At 74.2% G+C, this 19,574-nt stretch carries 17 protein-coding genes; 9 read left to right on the plus strand and 8 right to left on the minus strand.

Annotated features, from left to right (window positions below; translation table 11 throughout):
• Together AB0J52_RS05470 and AB0J52_RS05475 are read right to left on the minus strand one after the other, a co-directional pair.
• The coding region (locus AB0J52_RS05470; RefSeq protein ID WP_500180342.1) for a hypothetical protein at positions 1-2,041 on the minus strand (2,041 nt) is incomplete at its 3' end.
• Between the two features lie 92 nt (positions 2,042-2,133).
• Positions 2,134-3,216: a hypothetical protein gene (locus tag AB0J52_RS05475; protein ID WP_500180343.1), complete on the minus strand. Its 1,083-nt coding sequence runs from the start codon at positions 3,214-3,216 to the stop codon at positions 2,134-2,136.
• A 145-nt stretch (positions 3,217-3,361) separates the two neighbouring features.
• Between AB0J52_RS05475 and AB0J52_RS05480 the strand changes: the two genes are divergently transcribed.
• Positions 3,362-4,372 carry a class II glutamine amidotransferase gene (locus tag AB0J52_RS05480; protein ID WP_500180344.1) on the plus strand — a complete coding sequence of 337 codons (1,011 nt, stop codon included), beginning with the start codon at positions 3,362-3,364 and terminating at the stop codon, positions 4,370-4,372.
• 73 nt (positions 4,373-4,445) lie between these two features.
• Here AB0J52_RS05480 and serC read toward each other — a convergent pair whose 3' ends face one another.
• The 3 genes from serC to AB0J52_RS05495 all read right to left on the minus strand — a co-directional run bounded on the left by serC (position 4,446) and on the right by AB0J52_RS05495 (position 7,280).
• Positions 4,446-5,582, minus strand: coding sequence for a phosphoserine transaminase (gene serC / locus AB0J52_RS05485; RefSeq protein WP_500180345.1), 1,137 nt, complete (start codon positions 5,580-5,582; stop codon positions 4,446-4,448).
• Between the two features lie 93 nt (positions 5,583-5,675).
• Positions 5,676-6,080: a hypothetical protein gene (locus AB0J52_RS05490; RefSeq protein ID WP_500180346.1), complete on the minus strand. Its 405-nt coding sequence runs from the start codon at positions 6,078-6,080 to the stop codon at positions 5,676-5,678.
• 87 nt (positions 6,081-6,167) lie between these two features.
• Positions 6,168-7,280 (minus strand): citrate synthase 2, encoded by a 1,113-nt coding sequence (locus AB0J52_RS05495; protein ID WP_500180347.1) that lies wholly within the window; start codon positions 7,278-7,280, stop codon positions 6,168-6,170.
• Between the two features lie 125 nt (positions 7,281-7,405).
• Between AB0J52_RS05495 and pdxH the strand changes: the two genes are divergently transcribed.
• From pdxH to AB0J52_RS05515, 4 genes are all read left to right on the plus strand, one after another.
• A complete protein-coding gene (gene pdxH, locus AB0J52_RS05500) occupies positions 7,406-8,047 on the plus strand; it encodes a pyridoxamine 5'-phosphate oxidase (RefSeq protein ID WP_500180358.1) in 642 nt (213 codons plus the stop codon).
• Positions 8,044-9,453: an MFS transporter gene (locus AB0J52_RS05505; protein WP_500180348.1), complete on the plus strand. Its 1,410-nt coding sequence runs from the start codon at positions 8,044-8,046 to the stop codon at positions 9,451-9,453. The genes pdxH and AB0J52_RS05505 overlap by 4 nt, the downstream gene beginning before the upstream one ends.
• Before the next feature lie 218 nt (positions 9,454-9,671).
• A complete protein-coding gene (locus AB0J52_RS05510; RefSeq protein ID WP_500180349.1) occupies positions 9,672-10,370 on the plus strand; it encodes an iron-dependent transcriptional repressor DtxR in 699 nt (232 codons plus the stop codon).
• Between the two features lie 270 nt (positions 10,371-10,640).
• Positions 10,641-12,896 (plus strand): SpoIIE family protein phosphatase, encoded by a 2,256-nt coding sequence (locus AB0J52_RS05515; protein WP_500180350.1) that lies wholly within the window; start codon positions 10,641-10,643, stop codon positions 12,894-12,896.
• A gap of 20 nt (positions 12,897-12,916) precedes the next feature.
• Here AB0J52_RS05515 and AB0J52_RS05520 read toward each other — a convergent pair whose 3' ends face one another.
• The 3 genes from AB0J52_RS05520 to AB0J52_RS05530 form a co-directional block, all read right to left on the minus strand.
• On the minus strand, positions 12,917-13,897 hold the full coding sequence (locus AB0J52_RS05520; protein WP_500180351.1) for a zinc-binding alcohol dehydrogenase family protein: 981 nt from the start codon (positions 13,895-13,897) through the stop codon (positions 12,917-12,919).
• A 54-nt stretch (positions 13,898-13,951) separates the two neighbouring features.
• Positions 13,952-14,776: a class I SAM-dependent methyltransferase gene (locus tag AB0J52_RS05525; protein WP_500180352.1), complete on the minus strand. Its 825-nt coding sequence runs from the start codon at positions 14,774-14,776 to the stop codon at positions 13,952-13,954.
• A gap of 222 nt (positions 14,777-14,998) precedes the next feature.
• On the minus strand, positions 14,999-15,160 hold the full coding sequence (locus AB0J52_RS05530; protein ID WP_500180353.1) for a hypothetical protein: 162 nt from the start codon (positions 15,158-15,160) through the stop codon (positions 14,999-15,001).
• Between the two features lie 102 nt (positions 15,161-15,262).
• Here AB0J52_RS05530 and AB0J52_RS05535 point away from each other — a divergent pair, with 102 nt between their 5' ends.
• From AB0J52_RS05535 to AB0J52_RS05550, 4 genes are all read left to right on the plus strand, one after another.
• Positions 15,263-15,670: a hypothetical protein gene (locus AB0J52_RS05535; protein WP_500180354.1), complete on the plus strand. Its 408-nt coding sequence runs from the start codon at positions 15,263-15,265 to the stop codon at positions 15,668-15,670.
• Positions 15,671-15,878: 208 nt separating this feature from the next.
• A complete protein-coding gene (locus AB0J52_RS05540) occupies positions 15,879-17,873 on the plus strand; it encodes an MFS transporter (protein ID WP_500180355.1) in 1,995 nt (664 codons plus the stop codon).
• A gap of 187 nt (positions 17,874-18,060) precedes the next feature.
• Complete coding sequence (locus AB0J52_RS05545; RefSeq protein WP_500180356.1) at positions 18,061-19,194, plus strand: acetyl-CoA C-acetyltransferase; 1,134 nt, start codon at positions 18,061-18,063, stop codon at positions 19,192-19,194.
• Positions 19,195-19,257: 63 nt separating this feature from the next.
• Positions 19,258-19,574, plus strand: a 317-nt coding sequence (locus tag AB0J52_RS05550) for an enoyl-CoA hydratase/isomerase family protein (RefSeq protein ID WP_500180357.1), incomplete at its 3' end; no start/stop codon positions are given.

A 19,574-nucleotide genomic window follows, 5' to 3' on the forward strand; every position in this document is an offset into this window, starting at 1 on the left:
CCACGGCCAGGCCGGCGGGGGACACCCGCAGCCGGGGGCGGTCCCGGTCGTGCAGCCAGTAGCCGCCGAGCCCGGCGACCAGCCCGGCCGGGATCGTCCAGCTCGCCGTCGCGACGAACCCGCCGAGGTCCGGGCCGAGCCAGGCGGCCCCGACGACGGCGACGATCTCGGCGAGCAGCAGGCTCAGCCCGTAGGTGGCCAGCCGGGACCGGCGCGTCGCGTCCAGCAGGACGCCGGGCGCGTCGGCCGGGGACGCCAACGCGGGCGGCCGGATCGGCTCGGCCGTGAGGGAGGCGGCTCCGGTCTCGGACTCGACGCCGGAGGCCAGGGCCGGAGCCGTGAGGGCGTCGAAAGCGGCCTTCGTCGTCGCGTCCTCGGCGGTGGTCGCGGCCGCGTCCACGGCGGTGGTCTCGGACGCGGGGAGAGCGAGGGTGGACATCGCCGAATGGAACGCCGCGTTCAGGTACGCGTCGTACTCGGCGTCGTTCACTGGCAGGCCCTCGCGGCGGGCGGCCTCGCGCAGGTCGGTGCGCGAGATGCGCAGCGCCGACAGCGGCGCGGCGAAGAACTCGTCGCCGTCGGAGTCGTACAGCCGGACCCAGGCGTGCCCGGCGATGGTGAGCAGCTCGATGCCGCCGAGCCGGTCCTCCGGCATCCGCAGCACGACGTCGCCCGCGGCGTCGGCCCAGCCGAGCCCGCCGTCCTCGACGACCAGCCGTCCGCCGGGCACCCGCGCGAAGATCTCCGGCAGTCCCTCCAGGCCGTACTCGGGCGAGCGCGGCGCCCGCGCGCCCGGCGTGACCACGCGGTAGCCGCGGTCGGCGAGCGCGTGGGCGAGCTGGAAGGCGTCCAGGCCGTGCGCGGGCAGCCGCGCCAGCAGCCGCAGCCGGTGGTCGAACGCGAGCACCGACAGCTCCGACCGGCGGGGCCGTCCGGTCAGGGAGTCGGCCCGCAGGCCGGGCCCGATGACCAGCGCCGCGACCTCCGAGGCCGGCACGCTCAGTGCCCCGCGCGCCGGGACCACGCCCCGGGCCTCGGGGCTCGGCCGCCGTCCGGTGGGCCGGGAGACGGTCACGGCCCCGGCGCGGCCGGGACGCCGGGAACGCCCGCGGCGGGGACGGCGGGAGACCTCGACGGTGTCGCGGTCGATCGTCCAGACCGTCCGGGCGGACGCCAGGGAGCGGCGGCGGGACGCGTGCACGGCGGTCAGCGAGGCCAGCACCCAGCAGGCCGCCGCGACCCGGACGCCGAAGCCGAGGGAGCCGTCGGCCGCCAGCCGCAGCACCATGACCAGGCCCAGCGCGCCGGACAGCCAGCCCAGCAGCCGGACGCGCCGGCGGGACGGCACCGGGTCGGCCGAGGCCAGCACGGCGGGCTCCGCCGGGGCCGGCGCGGCGTCGTCCGCGACGTCCTCGTGCGCGGCGGCGAGCAGCGCGGCCTCCTGGTCGAGCAGCCGCCGCTCGGCCGCCAGGTCGCGGGACGGGCCGAGCGGGATGACCACCTCGGCGTCGTCGTCCTCGTCGTCGGGGTCGGGGCCGGGCGGGCGGCCCGGCTCCTCCAGGGCGGGATCGAGCAGGTCGGAGACCTCGCCGTGCACCAGCCGCACCGGGACGCCGAGCCGCCGCGCGGTGACGAACAGCGCCAGCGGCTCCAGGCCGAGCGTCGGCAGCGGCCCGATCGCGGCGGTGCCGAACCGGTGCTGGACGACCAGCACGCCGTCCCCGGTGGTGATGCCGAGACCCTCGATGCGGTCGCGTTCGTAGCGGGCGAGGACGGCGCCGTCCGGCCCGAGCCGCTCCAGGCCGCGCTCCGACAGCCGCCAGTAGGACGGTCCCCGGTGCCGCGCCGCCCACGGCAGGACGGCCGCGACCGCCCCCGCCGCCCAGGGCCCCGCGGCCATGGCGAGGACCAGCGCCGCCCACAGCCAGCCGGGACGCACCGGCGCGAGCGCCGCGGCCACCGTCAGCAGGACGAACGGCCCCGGCGCGACCGGGCGAAACCGGCCGCCGAACCCGTGCAGGCCGACCAGCTCATGTTCCACAGTCCGCATCCTCTCGCGGGAACCGCCGGGCACGTAGTCTCCTTTTGCCATCCGGTGGCCGTTCTGCCGGTCGGCGGGGGGTTTGCGGCGGCTCAGCGCCGCCGCCGGACCAGGCCGTAACCGACGAGCGCGGCGATCCCGAGGACCAGGATGAGCGCGACCCGCCTGCCGCCGGTGTGTCTCAGCCGTCCCTCGTCGTGATCGTCCTTCCCCGCGGGCGGGGAGCTCAGACCGCGGGGGTCGGGCGGCGGGGTGGCGCCGGTGACGGCGTCCGCGCCCGTCAGCGGGACCTGGTACACCGGCTGCGCGTCGCCCTCCGAGCCGGTCAGCAGGGACGTGCCGTCCGGGGTGTAGGTGACCGACTCGCCCTGCTCCTGCGAGGGCAGCGGGATCGAGTGGGACTCGCCGGGCGTGCCGTCCGGCTTCATCCGGTAGACGCGGGCCCCGAAGTAGGTGCGGATGACGAAGCTGTTCCCGTCCGGGGCGAACGCGCCGTCGGTCGCGATCGGCGGGGCGCCGCCGATCCGGCGCAGCGTGTTGTATCCGCTGGTGGAGAGCTTGGCGGGGGCCTCGTAGAGCGCGCCGGACATGAGCTTGCTCGCGATGTACAGCCGGTTCGTGCGCGGATTGATCATCATCGTCTCGGCGTTGCGCGGCCCGTCGGCGTACCGGAACCGGAACGCGGTCGCCTCGACCGTCCGGTCGCGCAGGACGAGCGGTTCGGTGATCCGGTAGACGGTCACCGAGGGCCAGGCCCCGCCCAGGTTGTCGCCGATGTCGGCCACGAAGATCGCCGGACGGCCCCGGTCGTCGCGGCCCATCGCGATGGCCTCCCAGTCGCGGCTCTTCGCGCCCGCCAGGGTCAGCACGGCCCGCACGCGCCCGTCGGGGCCGATCGCGAAGATCTGCGCGCTGCCGCCCGAGTCGTTGTGCGTGTAGACGACGCCGGGGTGCGCGGTGCTGGCCGCCAGCCCGCTCGACTCGGTGATCCGCTCATCGTCGATCTTGAACGCGACGCGCGCCCCGCCTGTTCCCGCCGGTCCGGACGGAGCGGACGGGGAAGGGACGGACGGGGCGGGGGAGGACGAGGGGGAGCCGGCGGCCGTGGCCGGAACCGGCCAGAGCGCGCAGGACGCGACGGCGAGCGCCGACACCGACGCGGCGACCCGGTTCAACGCGGCACGACCCGGCTCAACGCAGCACGGAGCCGACGACCACGGCGAGCACGAGCGCGGTCAGCACGGTCGGGAGCAGCCATCGGGGCGCGCGGTTCACGCTCCGAGCTTATTCGGCCCCGACCGGGGCTCGAACCGGCCGGTCATGAGATACGTCTCATCGAACATGTGCGGATTGTTCGGGCTGCTGCGCGCGCCCGCCGCGGTCCATCCGGAACGCGCGTCGGACGTCGTGGTCACCCTGGGAACGCTCGCCGAGGAACGCGGCTCCGACTCGGCGGGCCTGGCTCTGCTGACGGGCCGTCCGGCCGGGCGGGACGCGGCGCCGCTGTCCGGCGCGGCCGGCGAGCGGAGCAGCGACCTGGTGCACGACGGCTGCCGGGTGGTGAAGGGCCGCGGCGCGTTCTCCGGTGTCTGGCGGCACGACCTGCTGGCCGAGCTGGACGCCGCGCCCGTCGTCCTCGGCCACACCCGCTGGGCCACCCAGGGCACCCCGCACTCGCTCGCCAACGCCAGCCCGCTGGTCGTCGGGGGTGACGCGGCGGCCGGGCCGCACGCCGCCCGCGCGGCCGGGATCGTCGCCACGCACAACGGCGACGTGGAGGCCGGTGCGTTCCGGGCCCGCTTCGCGCCGCCCGCCGCGACCGGCGGCACCGACTCCGAGCCGGTCTTCCAGGTGCTCGCGGGCCACGCGTCCGTGCCCGACGTCGTCGCCGTGCTCACCGCGCTGGTCGGCCGCGCCGCCCTCGCCTGGGTCGACCGGGCCCGTCCCGGCACCGTCCACCTGGCCCGCGCGGCCCTCAGCCCCCTCTCGGTGGCCGTGGACGTCGAGCGGAACCTGTACTGGGCGTCGAATCCGAAGTGGTTCCGGCTGGCCGAGCGGCACACCAGCGTCCGGTTCGCCTCCATCGTGATGCTCCGCGAGGGCACCTACCTGCGCCTCGGCCCGCCGCGTCCCGGCGCGTGCCCCGAGGTCCTCACGGGCGCGGGCTTCATCCCCACCGCGCGGGCCTTCGACCTCGACGACCGCGTCTGGACCGGGTTCACTCGGTTCGACGAGGCCCGTGACCGCGCGGCGCTCCGGCACCGCGTCGCGCCGCTGCTGCCGTCCACCCCGGACGACCGCGCCGCCGCGTCGCCCGCCACCGTCGCCTGACCTGCGGGAACCCGCGGGAAAACGGGAAGGGGCGGGACGCCCGCCGGCGCCCCGCCCCTCCCACCGGGTCGGATCAGAGGTGCTCGACCACGTACTCGATGCACTGGGTCAGCGCCTCGACGTCGGCCGGGTCGATGGCCGGGAACATCCCGATGCGCAGCTGGTTGCGGCCCAGCTTGCGGTAGGGCTCGGTGTCCACGATGCCGTTGGCGCGCAGGACCTTGGCGACGGCCGCCGCGTCGACCTCGTCGGTGAAGTCGATCGTGCCGACGACCTGCGAGCGCTGCGCCGGGTCGGCGACGAACGGCGAGGTGTAGGAGGTCTTCTCGGCCCAGGTGTAGAGGCGCTGGGACGAGTCGGCGGTGCGGGCGGTGGTCCAGGCGAGGCCGCCGTTGCCGTTCATCCACTCGATCTGCTCGGCGAGCAGCAGCAGGGTGGCGACGGCCGGGGTGTTGTAGGTCTGGTCCTTGACGGAGTTGTCGACGACCGTCTTCAGGTTGAAGAACTCCGGGATGTACCGGTCGGACGCGGCGATCTCGTCGATCCGGGCCAGCGCCGCCGGGGAGGCGAGGCCGATCCACAGGCCGCCGTCGGCCGCGAAGCACTTCTGCGGCGCGAAGTAGTAGACGTCGGTCTCGCTGACGTCCACGGGCAGACCGCCCGCGCCGGACGTGGCGTCCACGAGCACCAGGGCCTCGTCCGCCGAGGTGCCCTCCGGACGCCGGATCGGCATCGCGACGCCGGTGGAGGTCTCGTTGTGGGTGAGGGCGTAGACGTCGATGCCGTCCTCGGCGCGGGCCTCGGGGTGCGAGCCCGGGTCGGCAGAGATCACCGACGGGTCGTCCAGCCACGGCGCGCCCTTGGTGACCTTGGCGAACTTGCTGGAGAACTCGCCGAACGCCAGGTGCTGCGACCTGGACCGGACGAGCCCGAACGCGGCGGTGTCCCAGAAGCAGGTGGTGCCGCCGTTGCTGAGCAGCACCTCGTGGCCGTCCGGGAGGGAGAACAGGTCGGCGAGCCCGGCGCGGACGCGGCCGACCAGCGACTTCACCGGCTTCTGCCGGTGCGAGGTGCCCAGGTAGGTGTCGCCGGACGAGGCGAGGGCGGCGAGCTGCTCGGGACGGACCTTGGACGGCCCGCAGCCGAACCGGCCGTCGGCGGGCTTCAGATCGGCGGGAATGACAAGGGAAGGATTCGCGCTCTCGGTCACGCTCCGGAGCCTACCGAGCGGCCCCGCAAGATCGCCGGTCGGACCACATGGCGAGACGCTTCTCACCTGTGCCGCTGATGCGTGCCGGCCGCGTCAGCGGGTGCGGCGGCGGCGCCAGAGCGCGAAGCCGACCAGGAGCAGGACGCCCAGGACGCACAGGCCCGCGTTCACGGCGGGCGGGTAGACCCAGTCGTCGCCGCGCTGCCGGGCCTCGTGCGCCGTCCGGGCCGAGTCGTAGCCGAGGAAGGCGAGGAAGAGCGCGAGGACCCAGAACGCGACCCGTCCGGCGGCCGCGTTGGTGCGGCGCCGGCGCTCCTCGCGTTCGGCCTCCAGCCGCCGCAGTTCCGCGGCGGCGGCCGTGGACCCCCCGGAACCGGGGCGCTGCCCGCCCGACCCGTCCAGCCCGGGACCGTCCTGCGCCGGCCCGTCCGGCACGGGCGTGTCGGTACGGACCGGCGCGGACGGGCCGATGTCACCCTCGAGCGGTTCGTCTTCCATGGATGGAGAGGGTAGGCACGAACAAGGCCCCTGGAGAAGGACCAGGGGCCTCACGTGCCGCGCGCCCGGGGGCCGCAGGCGGGAGGATCAGGCCGTGTAGCGCTTGACCGCGTCCGCGGCGCCGGCCACGTCGTCGATCGAGCGGGTGCCCGGACCGGTGTAGCGGGCCGACGGGCGGACCAGGCGGCCGGTGCGCTTCTGCTCCAGGATGTGCGCGGCCCATCCGGCGGTGCGGCCGCAGGTGAACATCGCGGGCATCATCGCGGTCGGGACCTCGGCGAAGTCCAGGATGACCGCGGCCCAGAACTCGACGTTGGTCTCGATCGCGCGGTCCGGACGGCGCTCGCGCAGGACGGCGAGGGCGGCGTCCTCCAGGGCCTTGGCGGCCTCGAAGCGCGGCGCGTCCAGCTCCTTGGCGGTGCGGCGCAGCACGCGGGCGCGCGGGTCCTCGGCGCGGTAGACGCGGTGGCCGAAGCCCATCAGCCGCTCGCCCGAGTCGAGGATGCCCTCGACCACGCGGCGGGCGTCGCCGACCTGCTCGACCTGCTCGATCATCGGCAGCACGCGGGCCGGGGCGCCGCCGTGCAGCGGACCGGACATCGCGCCGATCGCGCCCGAGACGGACGCGGCGACGTCCGCGCCGGTGGAGGCGATGACGCGGGCGGTGAAGGTGGAGGCGTTCAGGCCGTGCTCGGCGGCGGAGACCCAGTAGGCGTCGATGGCCTGGACGTGCCGCGGGTCGGGCTCACCGCGCCACTGGATCATGAACCGCTCGGTGATCGTCTTGGCCTCGTCCACCCGGGACTGCGGGACGACCGGCACTCCGACGCCGCGCGCGGACTGGGCGACGAACGACAGCGTGTTCGCCGATACCAGCGCGAGGTCGGCGCGGGCCTGCTCGTCGGAGATGTCGAGCAGCGGCCGGAGGCCGTAGCGGGGCGCGAGGGCCGGCAGCCCGGCCTGGGCGTCCACCCGGACGTCGCCGGAGACGACCGGCAGCGCCAGCGGGGGAGCCGGGGTCAGCCCCGGGTCGAAGGAGTCGTCGACCAGCAGGCCCCAGGCGTCGCCGAAGGAGACGCGCCCGACGAGCTCCTCGATGTCGACGCCCCGGTAGCGGAGGGCGCCGCCCTCCTTGTCCGGTTCGGCGATCTCGGTCTCGAAGGCGACGACCCCCTCAAGACCGGGTTTGAAGTCGGACATGTCGTCCTGCCTTTCGTCCCCATGAGTGATAAGGCGGTGCCGTGCCATTGAACCCTGTCCGCCCTACTGGCTGGTACCCAGGCCCCTGTGAGTTGCACAATGCCCAGGTGAGAGGCTCGAACGATGTGAATGCGCCCGATCCCGCACGGCTCCGGGAATCCTACGCAGGCGGAGAACTGGCGGAGGAGGGCCTCCCCGCGGAGCCGCTTCCCCTGTTCGCGGAATGGTTCTCCGCGGCCGCCGCGGTGGGGCTCGCGGAGCCCAACGCGATGGTCGTGGCGACGGCGACCCCCGACGGCGTGCCGTCCGCGCGGACCGTCCTGCTGAAGGGCTTCGGCCCGGACGGCTTCCGGTTCTTCACCAATCTGGAGTCGCGCAAGGGACGCGAACTCGGCGCGAATCCGCGCGCCGCGCTCGTCTTCCCCTGGCACGCGATGTACCGGCAGATCCGGGTGGAGGGGACGGTGGAGGAACTGCCCCGCGAGGACGTCCGCCAGTACTTCGACAGCCGTCCGCACGGGTCCCGGATCGGGGCCTGGGCGAGCCGCCAGTCGGCGGTGGTCGAGGACCGGTCGGAAGTCGAGGACCGGTACGCGGCGTTGTCGGAGCGGTGGCCGGACGAGGTCCCGCTGCCCGACTTCTGGGGCGGCTACCTCGTCGTCCCGGTGGCCGTCGAGTTCTGGCAGGGCCGGCCGAACCGGCTGCACGACAGGATCAGGTACCGCCGTGAAGGCGGCGAATGGAAGGTCGAGAGACTCTCCCCGTGAGCTCCCCCGAACAACAAGAGACCCAGCCCCGGCTTCGCGAAGAGATCCCCCCGGCGATCCTCCCGGAGGACACGCCCCCGGACCCCGCCCAGCCCCTCGACCCGGCCGGGCCCGCGGACCCCTCGTCCGCCGGGACGGCCGAAAGCGCCGAGACCCCCGACGCGGCCGGGCAGGACACGACGCCGCGCTGGCGGCGCGTGGCGATCGACACGCGCCCGCTGGCGCATCCGGCGTACCGGCGGCTCTGGATGGGCCAGGGCGTGTCGTTCGTCGGGTTCCAGGTGACGTCGGTCGCCGTGCCGGTCCAGGTCTACAACATGACCCACTCGTCGCTCTGGGTGGGCGTGCTGGGCATCGCCAACCTCGTCCCGCTCATCGTCTTCGGGCTGTGGGGCGGCGCGGTGGCCGACCACATGGACCGGCGCAAGCTCCTGCTCATGGCGTCCGTCGTGTCGTGGGCGGCGACGCTCGTCCTGGTGCTCCAGGCGCTGGCGCACGCCGACAGCCTGGCGCTGATCATCGCCGCGGTGGCCGTGCAGGCGGTCGGGTTCGCGGTGTCCTCGCCGACCCGGGGCGCGATCATCCCCCGGCTGCTGGACGAGTCGCTCGTGCCGTCCGCCAACACGCTGAACTTCACCGTGCAGACCGTGGGGACGCTGTGCGGGCCGCTCCTCGCCGGGCTGATCCTGGCGCACTGGAGCTATCCGGCCGCCTACGCGCTGGACGCCGTGCTGTTCACCGTCGGCCTGTACGCGGCGGCGCGGCTGCCCGCGATCCCGCCGCTCGGCGGCGCGGGCGTGCTCGGGCTCCGCTCGGTGGTGGACGGCCTGCGCTTCATCGTCACCCAGCCCGTCCTGCTGATGTCGTTCGTCGTGGACCTGATCGCGATGGTCGTCGCGATGCCGCGCGCGCTGTTCCCGGAGATGGCCGAGACGCGGTTCGGCGGCGAGTCCGCGGTCGGCTGGCTGGTCGCCGCGATCGGGTTCGGGGCGCTGCTCGGGGGCCTGGTGTCCGGCTGGATCGGCCGGATCCACCGGCAGGGCGCGGCCCTGGTCGCCGCCATCGCCGTCTGGGGCGTCGCGGTGGCCGCCGCCGGGCTCGCGCACGCGCTGTGGCTGGCCTTCCTCCTGCTCGCGGTGGGCGGCGCGGCCGACCTGGTGTCGTCGGTGTTCCGGCAGTCGATCCTGCAGACCTACGCGCCGGACGAGATGCGCGGCCGGCTGCAGGGGGTGTTCACGGTGGTCGTCGCGGGCGGGCCGAGGCTGGGCGACCTGCGCGCCGGGGCCGTGGCGTCGGCGACGGGCGCGGGCGCGTCCTGGGTCGGCGGCGGGCTGGCGTGCGCGGTCCTGGTGGTGGTCGTCGGGCTGGCCGTGCCGTCCCTGATGACCTACGACACACGCGGCTGACCAGGCTCCCGGCCGCCGGCCCGCCGCCCGCCCGCCGCCCGGCCGCCGCCCGGCCGTGGCCCGGAGGCGGCCCGGGGGCGTGCCGGCGGGAAGAGGCGGCGGCGCCCGGACGTTGTGCCGTACCCGGTCTCGGGACCGGGCATCGGGGATCTTCGCTCGCCCCGGCCGGGAACGGCCGCAGCAAGTAGACTCGATGGTCACAACACTGGAGGGAGCTCGTGACCTCACACGGCCTGATCGACACCACGGAGATGTACCTCCGGACGGTGTTCGAGCTCGAAGAGGAGGGGATCGTCCCCCTCCGCGCGCGCATCGCCGAGCGCCTCTCGCAGAGCGGCCCGACGGTGAGCCAGACGGTCGCCCGCATGGAGCGGGACGGCCTGCTCAGGGTCGAGGGGGATCGGCACCTGGAACTCACCGACTCCGGCCGGAGCCTGGCGGTGTCGGTGATGCGCAAGCACCGGCTGGCCGAGTGCCTGCTGGTGAACGTGATCGGCCTGCCCTGGGAGGACGTCCACATCGAGGCGTGCCGGTGGGAGCACGTGATGAGCGAGGAGGTCGAGCGGCGGCTGGTCGCGCTGCTGGACAACCCGACCATGTGCCCGCACGGCAACCCGATCCCCGGGCTGACCGACCTCGGCGGCCACACCGAGGCCGACGGGGCCCCGGTGGTCCCGATGGCGACCGCGGCCTCCGAAATCGGGACAAAGGCGATTGTTCGGCGTATTTCCGAACAGGTGCAGAGTGACAGCGATCTGATGCTTAGACTCAAGCAGATCGGGATACAACCGGGACGAGAGGTGACTCTTCGGACGACCGACGACGGGGTGCGGGTGGTCTGTGACGACGAGACGGACGGCCCGGAGAGCGAGCTGCCGGCCGACATCGCCGGACACGTGTTCGTCAGCCGCCGCTGACGGCGCGGCCCATGCCCCCATGGGCGGAGCCACACCAAAGATCTCCGTTCCGTCGCCACGAACCGGCGCGTCCGGCGCGCCGGATCGTCGTTCAATACCTCAGGTGGCGTCCGGCGCGGGTCGGCCAGACCGTCCGCCCCGGGACGCTTCGCGCGGAAGGGCTGTGGTGAGCGGACGAACGGAGACCGGCGAGGCCGGAACGGACCGCGGCGGGGCGGCACGCCCCGTCCCGGGCCGGCGCGCCGACTTCCCCCGGGGGAGTGGCGGATCATGACGCGCTGGGGTGACGCGCCCTTCGAGGCGCTGCTGCCGCCCGAGACCGTCCTCGCCCAGATGGAGATGGCGGTCGTGGTGTGCGACCGGTTCTCCAACGTCATCTACGGCAATCCGTTCGCGCGCGAGCTGTTCGGGTTCGGCGGCGACGAGGTCATCGGCCACTCGATCCTGTCCCTGGGCATCGCCGAGGAGGACCACGAGCAGGCCACCGAGCTGGCCAAGCACGTCCTCAAGGGCGGCGTCTGGGAGGGCACCTTCTGCAACCAGCGCGCCGACGGGTCGACCGTCTACACCCGCGCGCACGCCGTCCCGCTGCGGCACCCGTCCGGCGCGGTGGACGGCATCGTGATCTTCGCCCGCGAGGCGCTCCGCTCCAACCAGCGCGAGCAGGACCGGTACGGCCTGCTGGAGCGCATCGGCGAGCGGCTGTCGGCCTCCCTGGAGCTGGCCGCCACGCTGCAGCGGGTCGCCGAGACGCTCGTCCCGCAGTTCGCCGACCACTGCTTCATCGACCTGTTCGGCGGCGACCGGCTGTACCGGCGGGTGTCGGCGCACGCCGGCGGCTGGCGGCCGCCGCCCGGCACCTGGGCCGAGACCGGCGACCCGGTGTCCTACCCGCCCGGCCACTTCGCCACCCGCGCGATGAACCGCCGCGACGCCGTCCTCGTCGAGGACATGCTGCAGCACCGGTTCTCGGCGCCGACGCAGGAGTCCCAGCGGCTCGGCGACGCGATGGGCGTCACCTCGGTGATCGCCGCGCCGCTGATCGCGCGCGGCGAGCTGCTCGGCGTGATGTCGCTGGCGCTGTCCAACCTGTCGCGCCGCCCGGACCCGCACTACGACGGCTTCGACCGCGACCTGATCGGCGCGATCGCGTCCCGGATCGCGCTCGCCGTCGACAACGCGCTGCTGTTCGAGGAGGAGCGCGAGACCGCGCTCGCCTTCCAGAAGCACCTGCTGCCCGGCGAGCGCCCGCCCCGGCCGGACGGTCTGCAGATCGCCTGGCGGTACGAGCCCGCCCGGCCGCTGGAGTCGCACGGCCACGGCATCCAGACCCAGGTCGGCGGCGACTGGTACGACGTGATCCCGCTGTCGGCCGGACGCGTCGGGCTGGTCATCGGCGACGTCGAGGGCCGCGGCGCGCGCGCCGCCGCCGTGATGGGCCAGCTCCGCGCGGCGCTGCGCGCGTTCGCGCAGGACGACAAGCCGCCCGCCGACATCCTGCGCAAGCTGGACGAGTGGGTCCGCACGATGACCCGGCCGTCCCGGATGACCTCCGGCTGGAGCAACGACGACCTGGTCCGCCCGCCGCTGGTCTCGTGCACCTACTTCGTCTACGACGCGTGGTCGCGGGTGCTGGAGTTCGCCAACGCCGGGCACGACCCGCCCATGCTGGTCGTCGACGGCGAGGTGCGCGACCTGGAGTTCCAGAACGAGGGCGTGATGCTGGGCGTCCGCGCCCAGGGCATCGGCGGCGAGATCCTGTTCAACGAGGAGACCGCCGAGCTGAAGCCCGGCTCCACCCTCGTGCTGTACACCGACGGGCTGATCGACCGGCGTCCGCGCGACGACGGCGGCCACCACACCCGCGAGCAGGCGCGCGAGGCGGTCCGCAAGGCCGTCGCGTCGGTCGCCCGCAAGGACGTGGAGGCGATCGCCGAGGCCGCCTACGACGCCATCCCCGGCGACGTCGTGGACGACATCGCGATCGTGGTGATCCGCACGTCGCCGGAGGAGCTGGCCGTCGCCGACCGCACCTTCCCGGCCGAGCCGATCATGGTGTCGGAGGCGCGCCGGATGGCGTCGGACGCGTTCGCCGACTGGGGCATGCCCGCCGAACAGGCCGAACTCGCCTGCCTGCTGGTCTCCGAGGTCGTCACCAACGTCGTCCTGCACGCCACCACGACCCCCGCCCCCCGGCGCGAGCTGGTGCTGGACGGCGGGCCTCCGGTGCACTTCAACCTGGACGACGACGACTGGGGCCTCACCCCCGGCCTCGACCCCCTCGGCGCCGAGCTCGGCCGCCGCGAACCCCCCACCAAGGAGTTCCGCGTCCGCCTCCGCAAGGGCGCGGACGCCGTGTGGGTCGAGGTCTTCGACACCGACATGCGGCTGCCGCGCATCCGCAGCGCCGGTGAGACCGACGAGGGCGGCCGGGGTCTGTACCTGGTGGACCAGCTCGCCACCCGCTGGGGGGCCCGTCCCACGCAGGACGGCAAGGCCGTCTGGTTCCAGCTCCCGCTCCGCTAGGAGGCGGGGGCCGGCGGACGTCAGGGGACGAGGACGGCGGCGCCGGCGAAGCGGTCGGCGCGCAGGTCGTCCAGGGCGCGGTCGGCCTCGTCCATCGGGTACGCGTGTGTGGTGACCTGGAGTCCGAGGCGGGCGGCGAGGGTGAGGAACTCCTCGCCGTCCGCGCGGGTGTTGGCGGTCACCGAGCGCACCTGGCGTTCCTGGCACAGGTGCCGCTCGTAGTCCAGCGGCGGGACGTCCGACAGGTGGATGCCCGCGATGGCGAGCGTGCCGCCCCGGTCCAGGCGCTCCAGCGCGGCCGGGACGAGTTCCCCGGCGGGCGCGAAGCAGATCGCGGCGTCCAGGGGCGACGGCCCTTCGTCGAACGAGTCGCCCGCCCACGTCGCGCCGAGTTCCAGCGCCAGTTCGCGGGCCTGCTCGCCGCGCGTGTAGACGTGGACCTCCGCGCCTTCGGCGAGGGCGATCTGCGCGGTCAGGTGGGCCGAGCCGCCGAATCCCCAGATACCGAGGCGTCCGCCGGGAGGGACGTCGGCCCGGCGCAGTGCCCGGTAGCCGATGATGCCCGCGCAGAGCAGCGGGGCGGTCGCGACGATGTCCAGGCCCTCGGGGAGCGGGTAGGCGAACGCGTCGACGCCGATCGCGAACTCGGCGTAGCCGCCGTCGGCGTCCCAGCCGGTGTAGACCGAGCGCGGGCACAGGTTCTCCGCGCCCCGGCGGCAGAACCGGCAGGCTCCGCACGTGCCGCGCAGCCAGGCGATGCCGACGCGGTCACCGGGACCGCGCAGGCAGCCCGGCCCGGCCGCCACGACCTCGCCGACGATCTCGTGGCCGGGCACGACGCCGGGCCGGTGGACGGGCAGGTCGCCGTCCAGGACGTGCAGGTCGGTGCGGCACACCCCGCAGGCCAGCACCCGGACGAGCAGCTCGCCGGGGCCGGGCTCGGGCGCGTCCCGCTCGGTCCTCCGCAGCGTCCCCGGTTCAGGAACCGTCCACGCGCGCATGCCTCCACGCTACGCCGCGACGTGCGACGCGAGGGCTGCGGCTCGGCGGTGCCGTCAGATGGGCTCGGCGGCCAGATGGGCCCAGGACTGGGTGAACCAGAGCTCGCCGCCGATGATGCGCGGCTTGGCGCCGGTGCGCGGGCCGCCGTCCACCTCGTCCAGCAGCTCGGTGCGGATCACGTCGGCGGCGTCGGGGTCGGACGCCCCGGCCAGCCACGGTTCGAGCGGGCGCTCGACGGTGAACACGTCCAGCCGCCGGACGTTCGCGCCCGACGAGACGAACAGGTCGGTGAGGCCCGCGATGGACGGCGTGCCGCGGTGGTTCGGGTCGCGCAGCCGCTCGATCCGGTCCCGGTCGGTGCCGGCGGTGTTGCCGCGCACCAGGTCGGCGATCACGACGCGCCCGTCCCGGCGGCAGACCCGCAGCAGCTCGCGCAGCGTCCGCTCGGGACGGCCCAGGTGGAACAGCGCGAACCTCGCCGTGACCAGGGTGAACGACCGGCCGCGGTAGGGCAGCGCGCAGGCGTCCGCGCGGACCGCGCCGAGCGGCAGACTGCGCGCCTCCAGCGGCTGTCCGAGGGACGGCGGGACGGCGTCGGGCGGCTCGTCCGCGAGGCCCCCCAGGTCGGCGATGCGCACCGGACCGGTCCCGAAGGTCGTGGTGGGCGTCCGGGGGCCGCGGGGGCGCGGCGCGGACGTCGCGTCGACGGCCGTCACCTGCCGCACCACTCCGGCCAGCGCGGCGGGCAGCGGGCCGGGGCCGCGCGCGACGTCCAGGCAGACGTCGTCGGCGCGGGGCTCGGCGAACTCGAGCAGCCTGCGCAGGTGGGGAGCGACGGCGCGACCGGGCTCCTGCAGTGTGGTCGCCGGATGCGGCACGTCAGGACTCTCCCTCGGCTCGGGGGCGGCGAAACGGCGGGGTCCGCCTCTCCGCGTCGCCGCCGGCCGGGACCGTCCGGCGGCGCGAGCAGAAGGCTGAAGCCGGTTTCGTCAGTTATGACTCCGTGACACGCCCGTAGGTTCGACTTCGACAAAGAACACCTCGGCCGGGTTCCCGCCGGACGTGGCCGGAGACGGCCGCCGCCCCGGCCGGGACGGTCGCTAGCTCCCGAGTTGGTGCCCGTACAGGGCCAGGGCCACCAGCATGAAGATGACGATCACGGCCATCCTGGTCGGCGCGCCCAGCCGCAGTCTCCCCGCGACCCACCGCACGCAGAACGCGACCAGCAGCCCTGTGACGATCAGGGCGAGCAGTGCTTGCATGGACGGCCACCTTCGTTCCGGGGGACAGGCCCTTCACCCTCGACGATAACCCGGTCAGTGGCGGGTTACCGGCCGGTCGCCCCGAGGGATAGCCTCCCGTTCGTGGCTGAAGTGACGGAAACCGAGAACAAGAGCGTCGCCGAACGGCTCGACGCGGTCATGCTGAACGTCGCGCGCGGCAGGGTCGCGCTGGGCCTGGCCGCGTTCGCCGCGCCGGGGCTGACCGTGAAGGCCATGGGCCTCGGTAAGGAGGCGGATCCGGGGCGCGACTATGTCACCCGCATGTTCGCCGCCCGCGAGATCGCCCTCGGCGCGGGCTACCTGCTGAGCCGCGGCTCCGCGCGCAAGACGTGGGCCCGGCTCGGCCTGCTTGTGGACGGCCTGGACACGGTGAACGGCCTGCGCGGCCGCCGGGGCCTTCCGCTGTGGGTCTCCGCGAGCGCCATCGGCATCGCCGGCGGCACCGCCGCCCTCGGCGCCGCCAAGGTCACCCGCGACCTGGCCGGCTAGCCCGGCGACCGGATCGGCCGGCCCCGGCGAGTGGGACGGTCGGTCGCGGTGGGCCGGCCGGTCGGACGGCCTGATCGTCTGCCGACCGGGGCATCACGTGATCTTTGCCCTGGCACGGGTAGGTCTCCGGCGAAAGGAACGACGGTACGGGGACCGGGCGCCTTGGGGGCACGGCATGTCGACAGCTGCGGTAGAACCGGCCAGGGAGATGCCGAGGGGGCGGGAGCTGGCCGTCGTCCTCGGCGCGCTGATGCTCTCCATGCTGCTGGCGGCGCTGGACCAGACGATCGTGTCGACGGCGCTGCCGACGATCGTCGGGGACCTCGGCGGGCTGAACCACCTGTCGTGGGTGGTGACGGCGTACCTGCTGTCGTCCACCGCCTGCACGCCGCTGTGGGGCAAGCTCGGCGACCAGTACGGGCGCAAGCGGCTGTTCCAGGCGTCCATCGTGATCTTCCTGGCGGGGTCGGCGCTGTGCGGCCTGTCGGCGAGCATGGGGCAGCTGATCGCGTTCCGCGCGATCCAGGGCGTGGGCGGCGGCGGCCTGATGGTGCTCGCCATCGCGATCGTCGGGGACGTGGTGCCGCCCCGCGAGCGCGGCCGGTACCAGGGCCTGTTCGGCGCGGTGTTCGGCGTGTCCAGCGTGTGCGGGCCGCTGCTGGGCGGCTGGTTCGTGGACAACCTGTCCTGGCACTGGGTGTTCTACATCAACCTGCCGATCGGGCTCCTCGCGCTGGTCGCGATCGCGTTCGCGCTGCACGCGCGGTCCGAGCGGCACCGGCACCGGATCGACTACCTGGGCACGCTGCTGATCGTCGGCTGGTCGGTGGCGCTGGTGCTGATGACCACCTGGGGCGGCACCGAGTACCCCTGGGCGTCGCCGCAGATCATCGGGCTCGGCGTGCTGGCCGTCGTGCTGATCGTGGTCTGGGTGTGGGCCGGCCGCCGGGCGGCCGAGCCGATCATCCCGATGCGGCTGTTCCGCGACCCGACCTTCAACCTCTCGTCGGCGATCGGGTTCGTGATCGGCTTCGCGATGTTCGGCGCGATGGTCTACATCCCGCTGTTCCTCCAGGTCGTGCACGGTGTGTCGCCGACGATGTCGGGCGTCCACCTGCTGCCGATGATGCTCGGGCTGCTGGTCGCGTCGATCGGGTCCGGCCAGCTGATCAGCCACACCGGCAGGTACCGGATCTACCCGATCGTCGGCACGCCGCTGGTGGCGGTCGCGCTGTACCTGCTGTCGCTGCTCGGCACCGGGTCGTCCACGTGGTCGATGAGCCTGCGGTTCGCGCTGCTCGGCTTCGGGCTCGGGCTGGTCATGCAGGTGCTGGTCATCGCCGTGCAGAACCGGGTGGACTACGCCGACCTCGGCGCGGCCACGTCCGGCGTGACGTTCTTCCGGCAGATCGGCGGCTCGTTCGGCGTCGCCGCGTTCGGGACGGTGTTCGCCAACCGGCTCGCCGACAACGTCACCTCGCTGGCGCGCCGGGGCGAGCTGCCGCGCGGGTTCGACCTGACGGCCGTCCAGGGCGATCCGAAGCTGATGGGGCGGCTGCCCCCGAACGTCCGCGCCGACCTGCTGGACGCCTATTCGGACGCGATCTCCACGGTGTTCCTGTGGGCGGTGCCGGTCGCGGTCGTCGCGTGCGTCCTGACCTGGTTCATGAAGGAGACGCCGCTGCGGTCCGGCGCGGCGGCCGCGGCGGCGGCCTCGAACGTCCAGCCGCCCGGGGACGGGTCGTCGCGGCACGAGGCCGAGCGGGCGCTCAGCGAGCTCATCCGGCACGACCCGGAGGCGCTGGAGCTGTACGCGCGGATCGCGCACGCCGCCGGGGTGGACCTGCCGCCCGCCGAGATGTGGGCGCTGTGCCGGATCTCGCGGGACGGCGCGGTGTCGGGCGCGGAGCTGGCCGACCGCGCGGGGGTGACGGTCGAGGAGGGCCGTCCGCACGTCCGCGGGCTGGTGGAGCGGGGGCTGGTGACGTCCGACGACGGCGTGCTCGCCGCGACCGAGCGGGGCCGGCAGGTCGCGACCCGGCTGGTCGAGACGCGGCGCGCCGGGCTGGCGCGGCAGATCTCCGACTGGTCGCCGGACGACAACCCCGAGCTCGCCGACGTCCTCACCCGGCTCACCCGCGCGACGTTCGGCGACGACGCCGAGGGACGGGCCGTCCACGGCGCCGGACGGCACCGCGCCTGACGGCGGGACGCCCAGGGGGCGAGGGCGTCCCGGGCGGCCCTGCGAGCACTGGCCTCTCCGGCGGGGGGCGAGATCCGAGACCCAGGTCACACGGGATCGCCCCGGGGGCGCGGTAATCTCGTACCGACCGACCGAATCTCACTCGGTTTCGGGACGGAACCACCAACCCCTGGCTTTTGGAGGCGCAGTGGCCGAGGCGTACATCGTCGGCGCGGTCCGTACCCCCGTCGGTACCAAGAAGGGCGCACTGAAGGACGTTCACCCCGCCGACCTCGGCGCGCACGTCCTCAAGGAGCTGGTCAACCGCACCGGTGTCGACCCCTCCGCGGTCGAGGACAACATCATGGGCTGCGTGATGCAGGTCGGCGGCCAGGCCCTCGACATCGCGCGCACCGCGTGGCTGTCGGCCGGGCTGCCGGAGAACGTGCCCGGCGTGACCATCGACCGGCAGTGCGGGTCGTCCCAGCAGGCGATCCACTTCGCCGCGCAGGGCGTGCTGTCCGGCACGCAGGACCTCGTCGTCGCGTCCGGCGTCGAGCACATGGCCAAGGTGCCGATGGGCGCGTCCATCGTGCAGGGCCTGGACTTCCCGTACGGCGACGGCTGGGCCGAGCGCTACGGCATGCAGGAGATCTCCCAGTTCCGCGGCGCGGAGCTGATGGCCGAGAAGTGGGGCTACACCCGCGAGGACCTGGAGAGGTTCGCGCTGGAGTCGCACCGGCGCGCCGCCAAGGCGATCGAGGCGGGCCACTTCGACCGCGAGATCGCCCCGCTCGCCGGGGTGACCAAGGACGAGGGCGCCCGTCCCGACACCACGCTGGAGAAGATGGCGACGCTGAAGACGCTGCGCGAGGGCGGCGTCATCACCGCGGCCGTGTCGTCGCAGATCTCCATCGGCGCGTCCGCGCTGCTCATCGCGTCCGAGGAGGCCGTCCGGCGGCACAACCTCACCCCGCGCGCCCGCATCCACACCCTTGCCGTCACCGGCTCGGACCCGGTCTACATGCTGACCGGCCCGATCCCGGCGACCGAGAAGGCCCTCGCCAAGGGCGGCCTGTCCATCGACGACATCGACGTGTTCGAGGTCAACGAGGCGTTCGCGCCCGTGCCGATGGCGTGGGCGCACGACACCGGCGCGTCCCTGGAGAAGACCAACCCGAACGGCGGCGCGATCGCCCTCGGCCACCCGCTGGGCGCCACCGGCGGCATCCTGATGACCAAGCTGCTGCACGAGCTGGAGCGCACCGGCGCCCGCTACGGCCTGCAGACGATGTGCGAGGGCGGCGGCCAGGCCAACGCCACCATCATCGAGCGTCTCTAGGCGTCCGGCACCGTCCGGGCGGGGCCGCGTCCGGCGGCCCCGCCCGTTCTCCTTGGAGGGCCTGTGTACTCGACGATCCTGTACTCGGTGTCCGAGCGCGTCGCGCGCGTCACGCTGAACCGCCCGGAGGCGCGGAACTCGCTGAACGACGCGATGGTGGACGAGCTGCTCGACGCCTTCGCGCGCGCACGGGACGACGACGAGGTGCGGGTCGTCGTGCTGACCGGGGCCGGTGACCGGGCGTTCTGCGCCGGTGCCGACCTCGGCGGGCTGGCGGCGTCGGGGGTGGCGGCCACCCGCGAGGAGCTGCGGGCGAGCGCGCCGTTCCGGCTGTTCACCGCCTTCCCGAAGATCGGCAAGCCGGTGCTGGCGCGGCTCGC

Origin of the sequence: Spirillospora sp. NPDC049652 (genome assembly GCF_040675125.1) — a bacterium.
Taxonomy (GTDB): domain Bacteria; phylum Actinomycetota; class Actinomycetes; order Streptosporangiales; family Streptosporangiaceae; genus Spirillospora.

Bases quoted from the DNA above. Each gene is read 5' to 3' on its own strand.
- AB0J52_RS05520 (WP_500180351.1), bottom strand. From the start codon at position 13,897: ATGCGCGCGTGGACGGTTCCTGAACCGGGGACGCTGCGGAGGACCGAG.
- AB0J52_RS05530 (WP_500180353.1), bottom strand. From the start codon at position 15,160: ATGCAAGCACTGCTCGCCCTGATCGTCACAGGGCTGCTGGTCGCGTTC.
- AB0J52_RS05495 (WP_500180347.1), bottom strand. From the start codon at position 7,280: ATGTCCGACTTCAAACCCGGTCTTGAGGGGGTCGTCGCCTTCGAGACC.
- AB0J52_RS05490 (WP_500180346.1), bottom strand. From the start codon at position 6,080: ATGGAAGACGAACCGCTCGAGGGTGACATCGGCCCGTCCGCGCCGGTC.
- AB0J52_RS05480 (WP_500180344.1), top strand. From the start codon at position 3,362: ATGAGATACGTCTCATCGAACATGTGCGGATTGTTCGGGCTGCTGCGC.
- AB0J52_RS05515 (WP_500180350.1), top strand. From the start codon at position 10,641: ATGACGCGCTGGGGTGACGCGCCCTTCGAGGCGCTGCTGCCGCCCGAG.
- AB0J52_RS05540 (WP_500180355.1), top strand. From the start codon at position 15,879: ATGCCGAGGGGGCGGGAGCTGGCCGTCGTCCTCGGCGCGCTGATGCTC.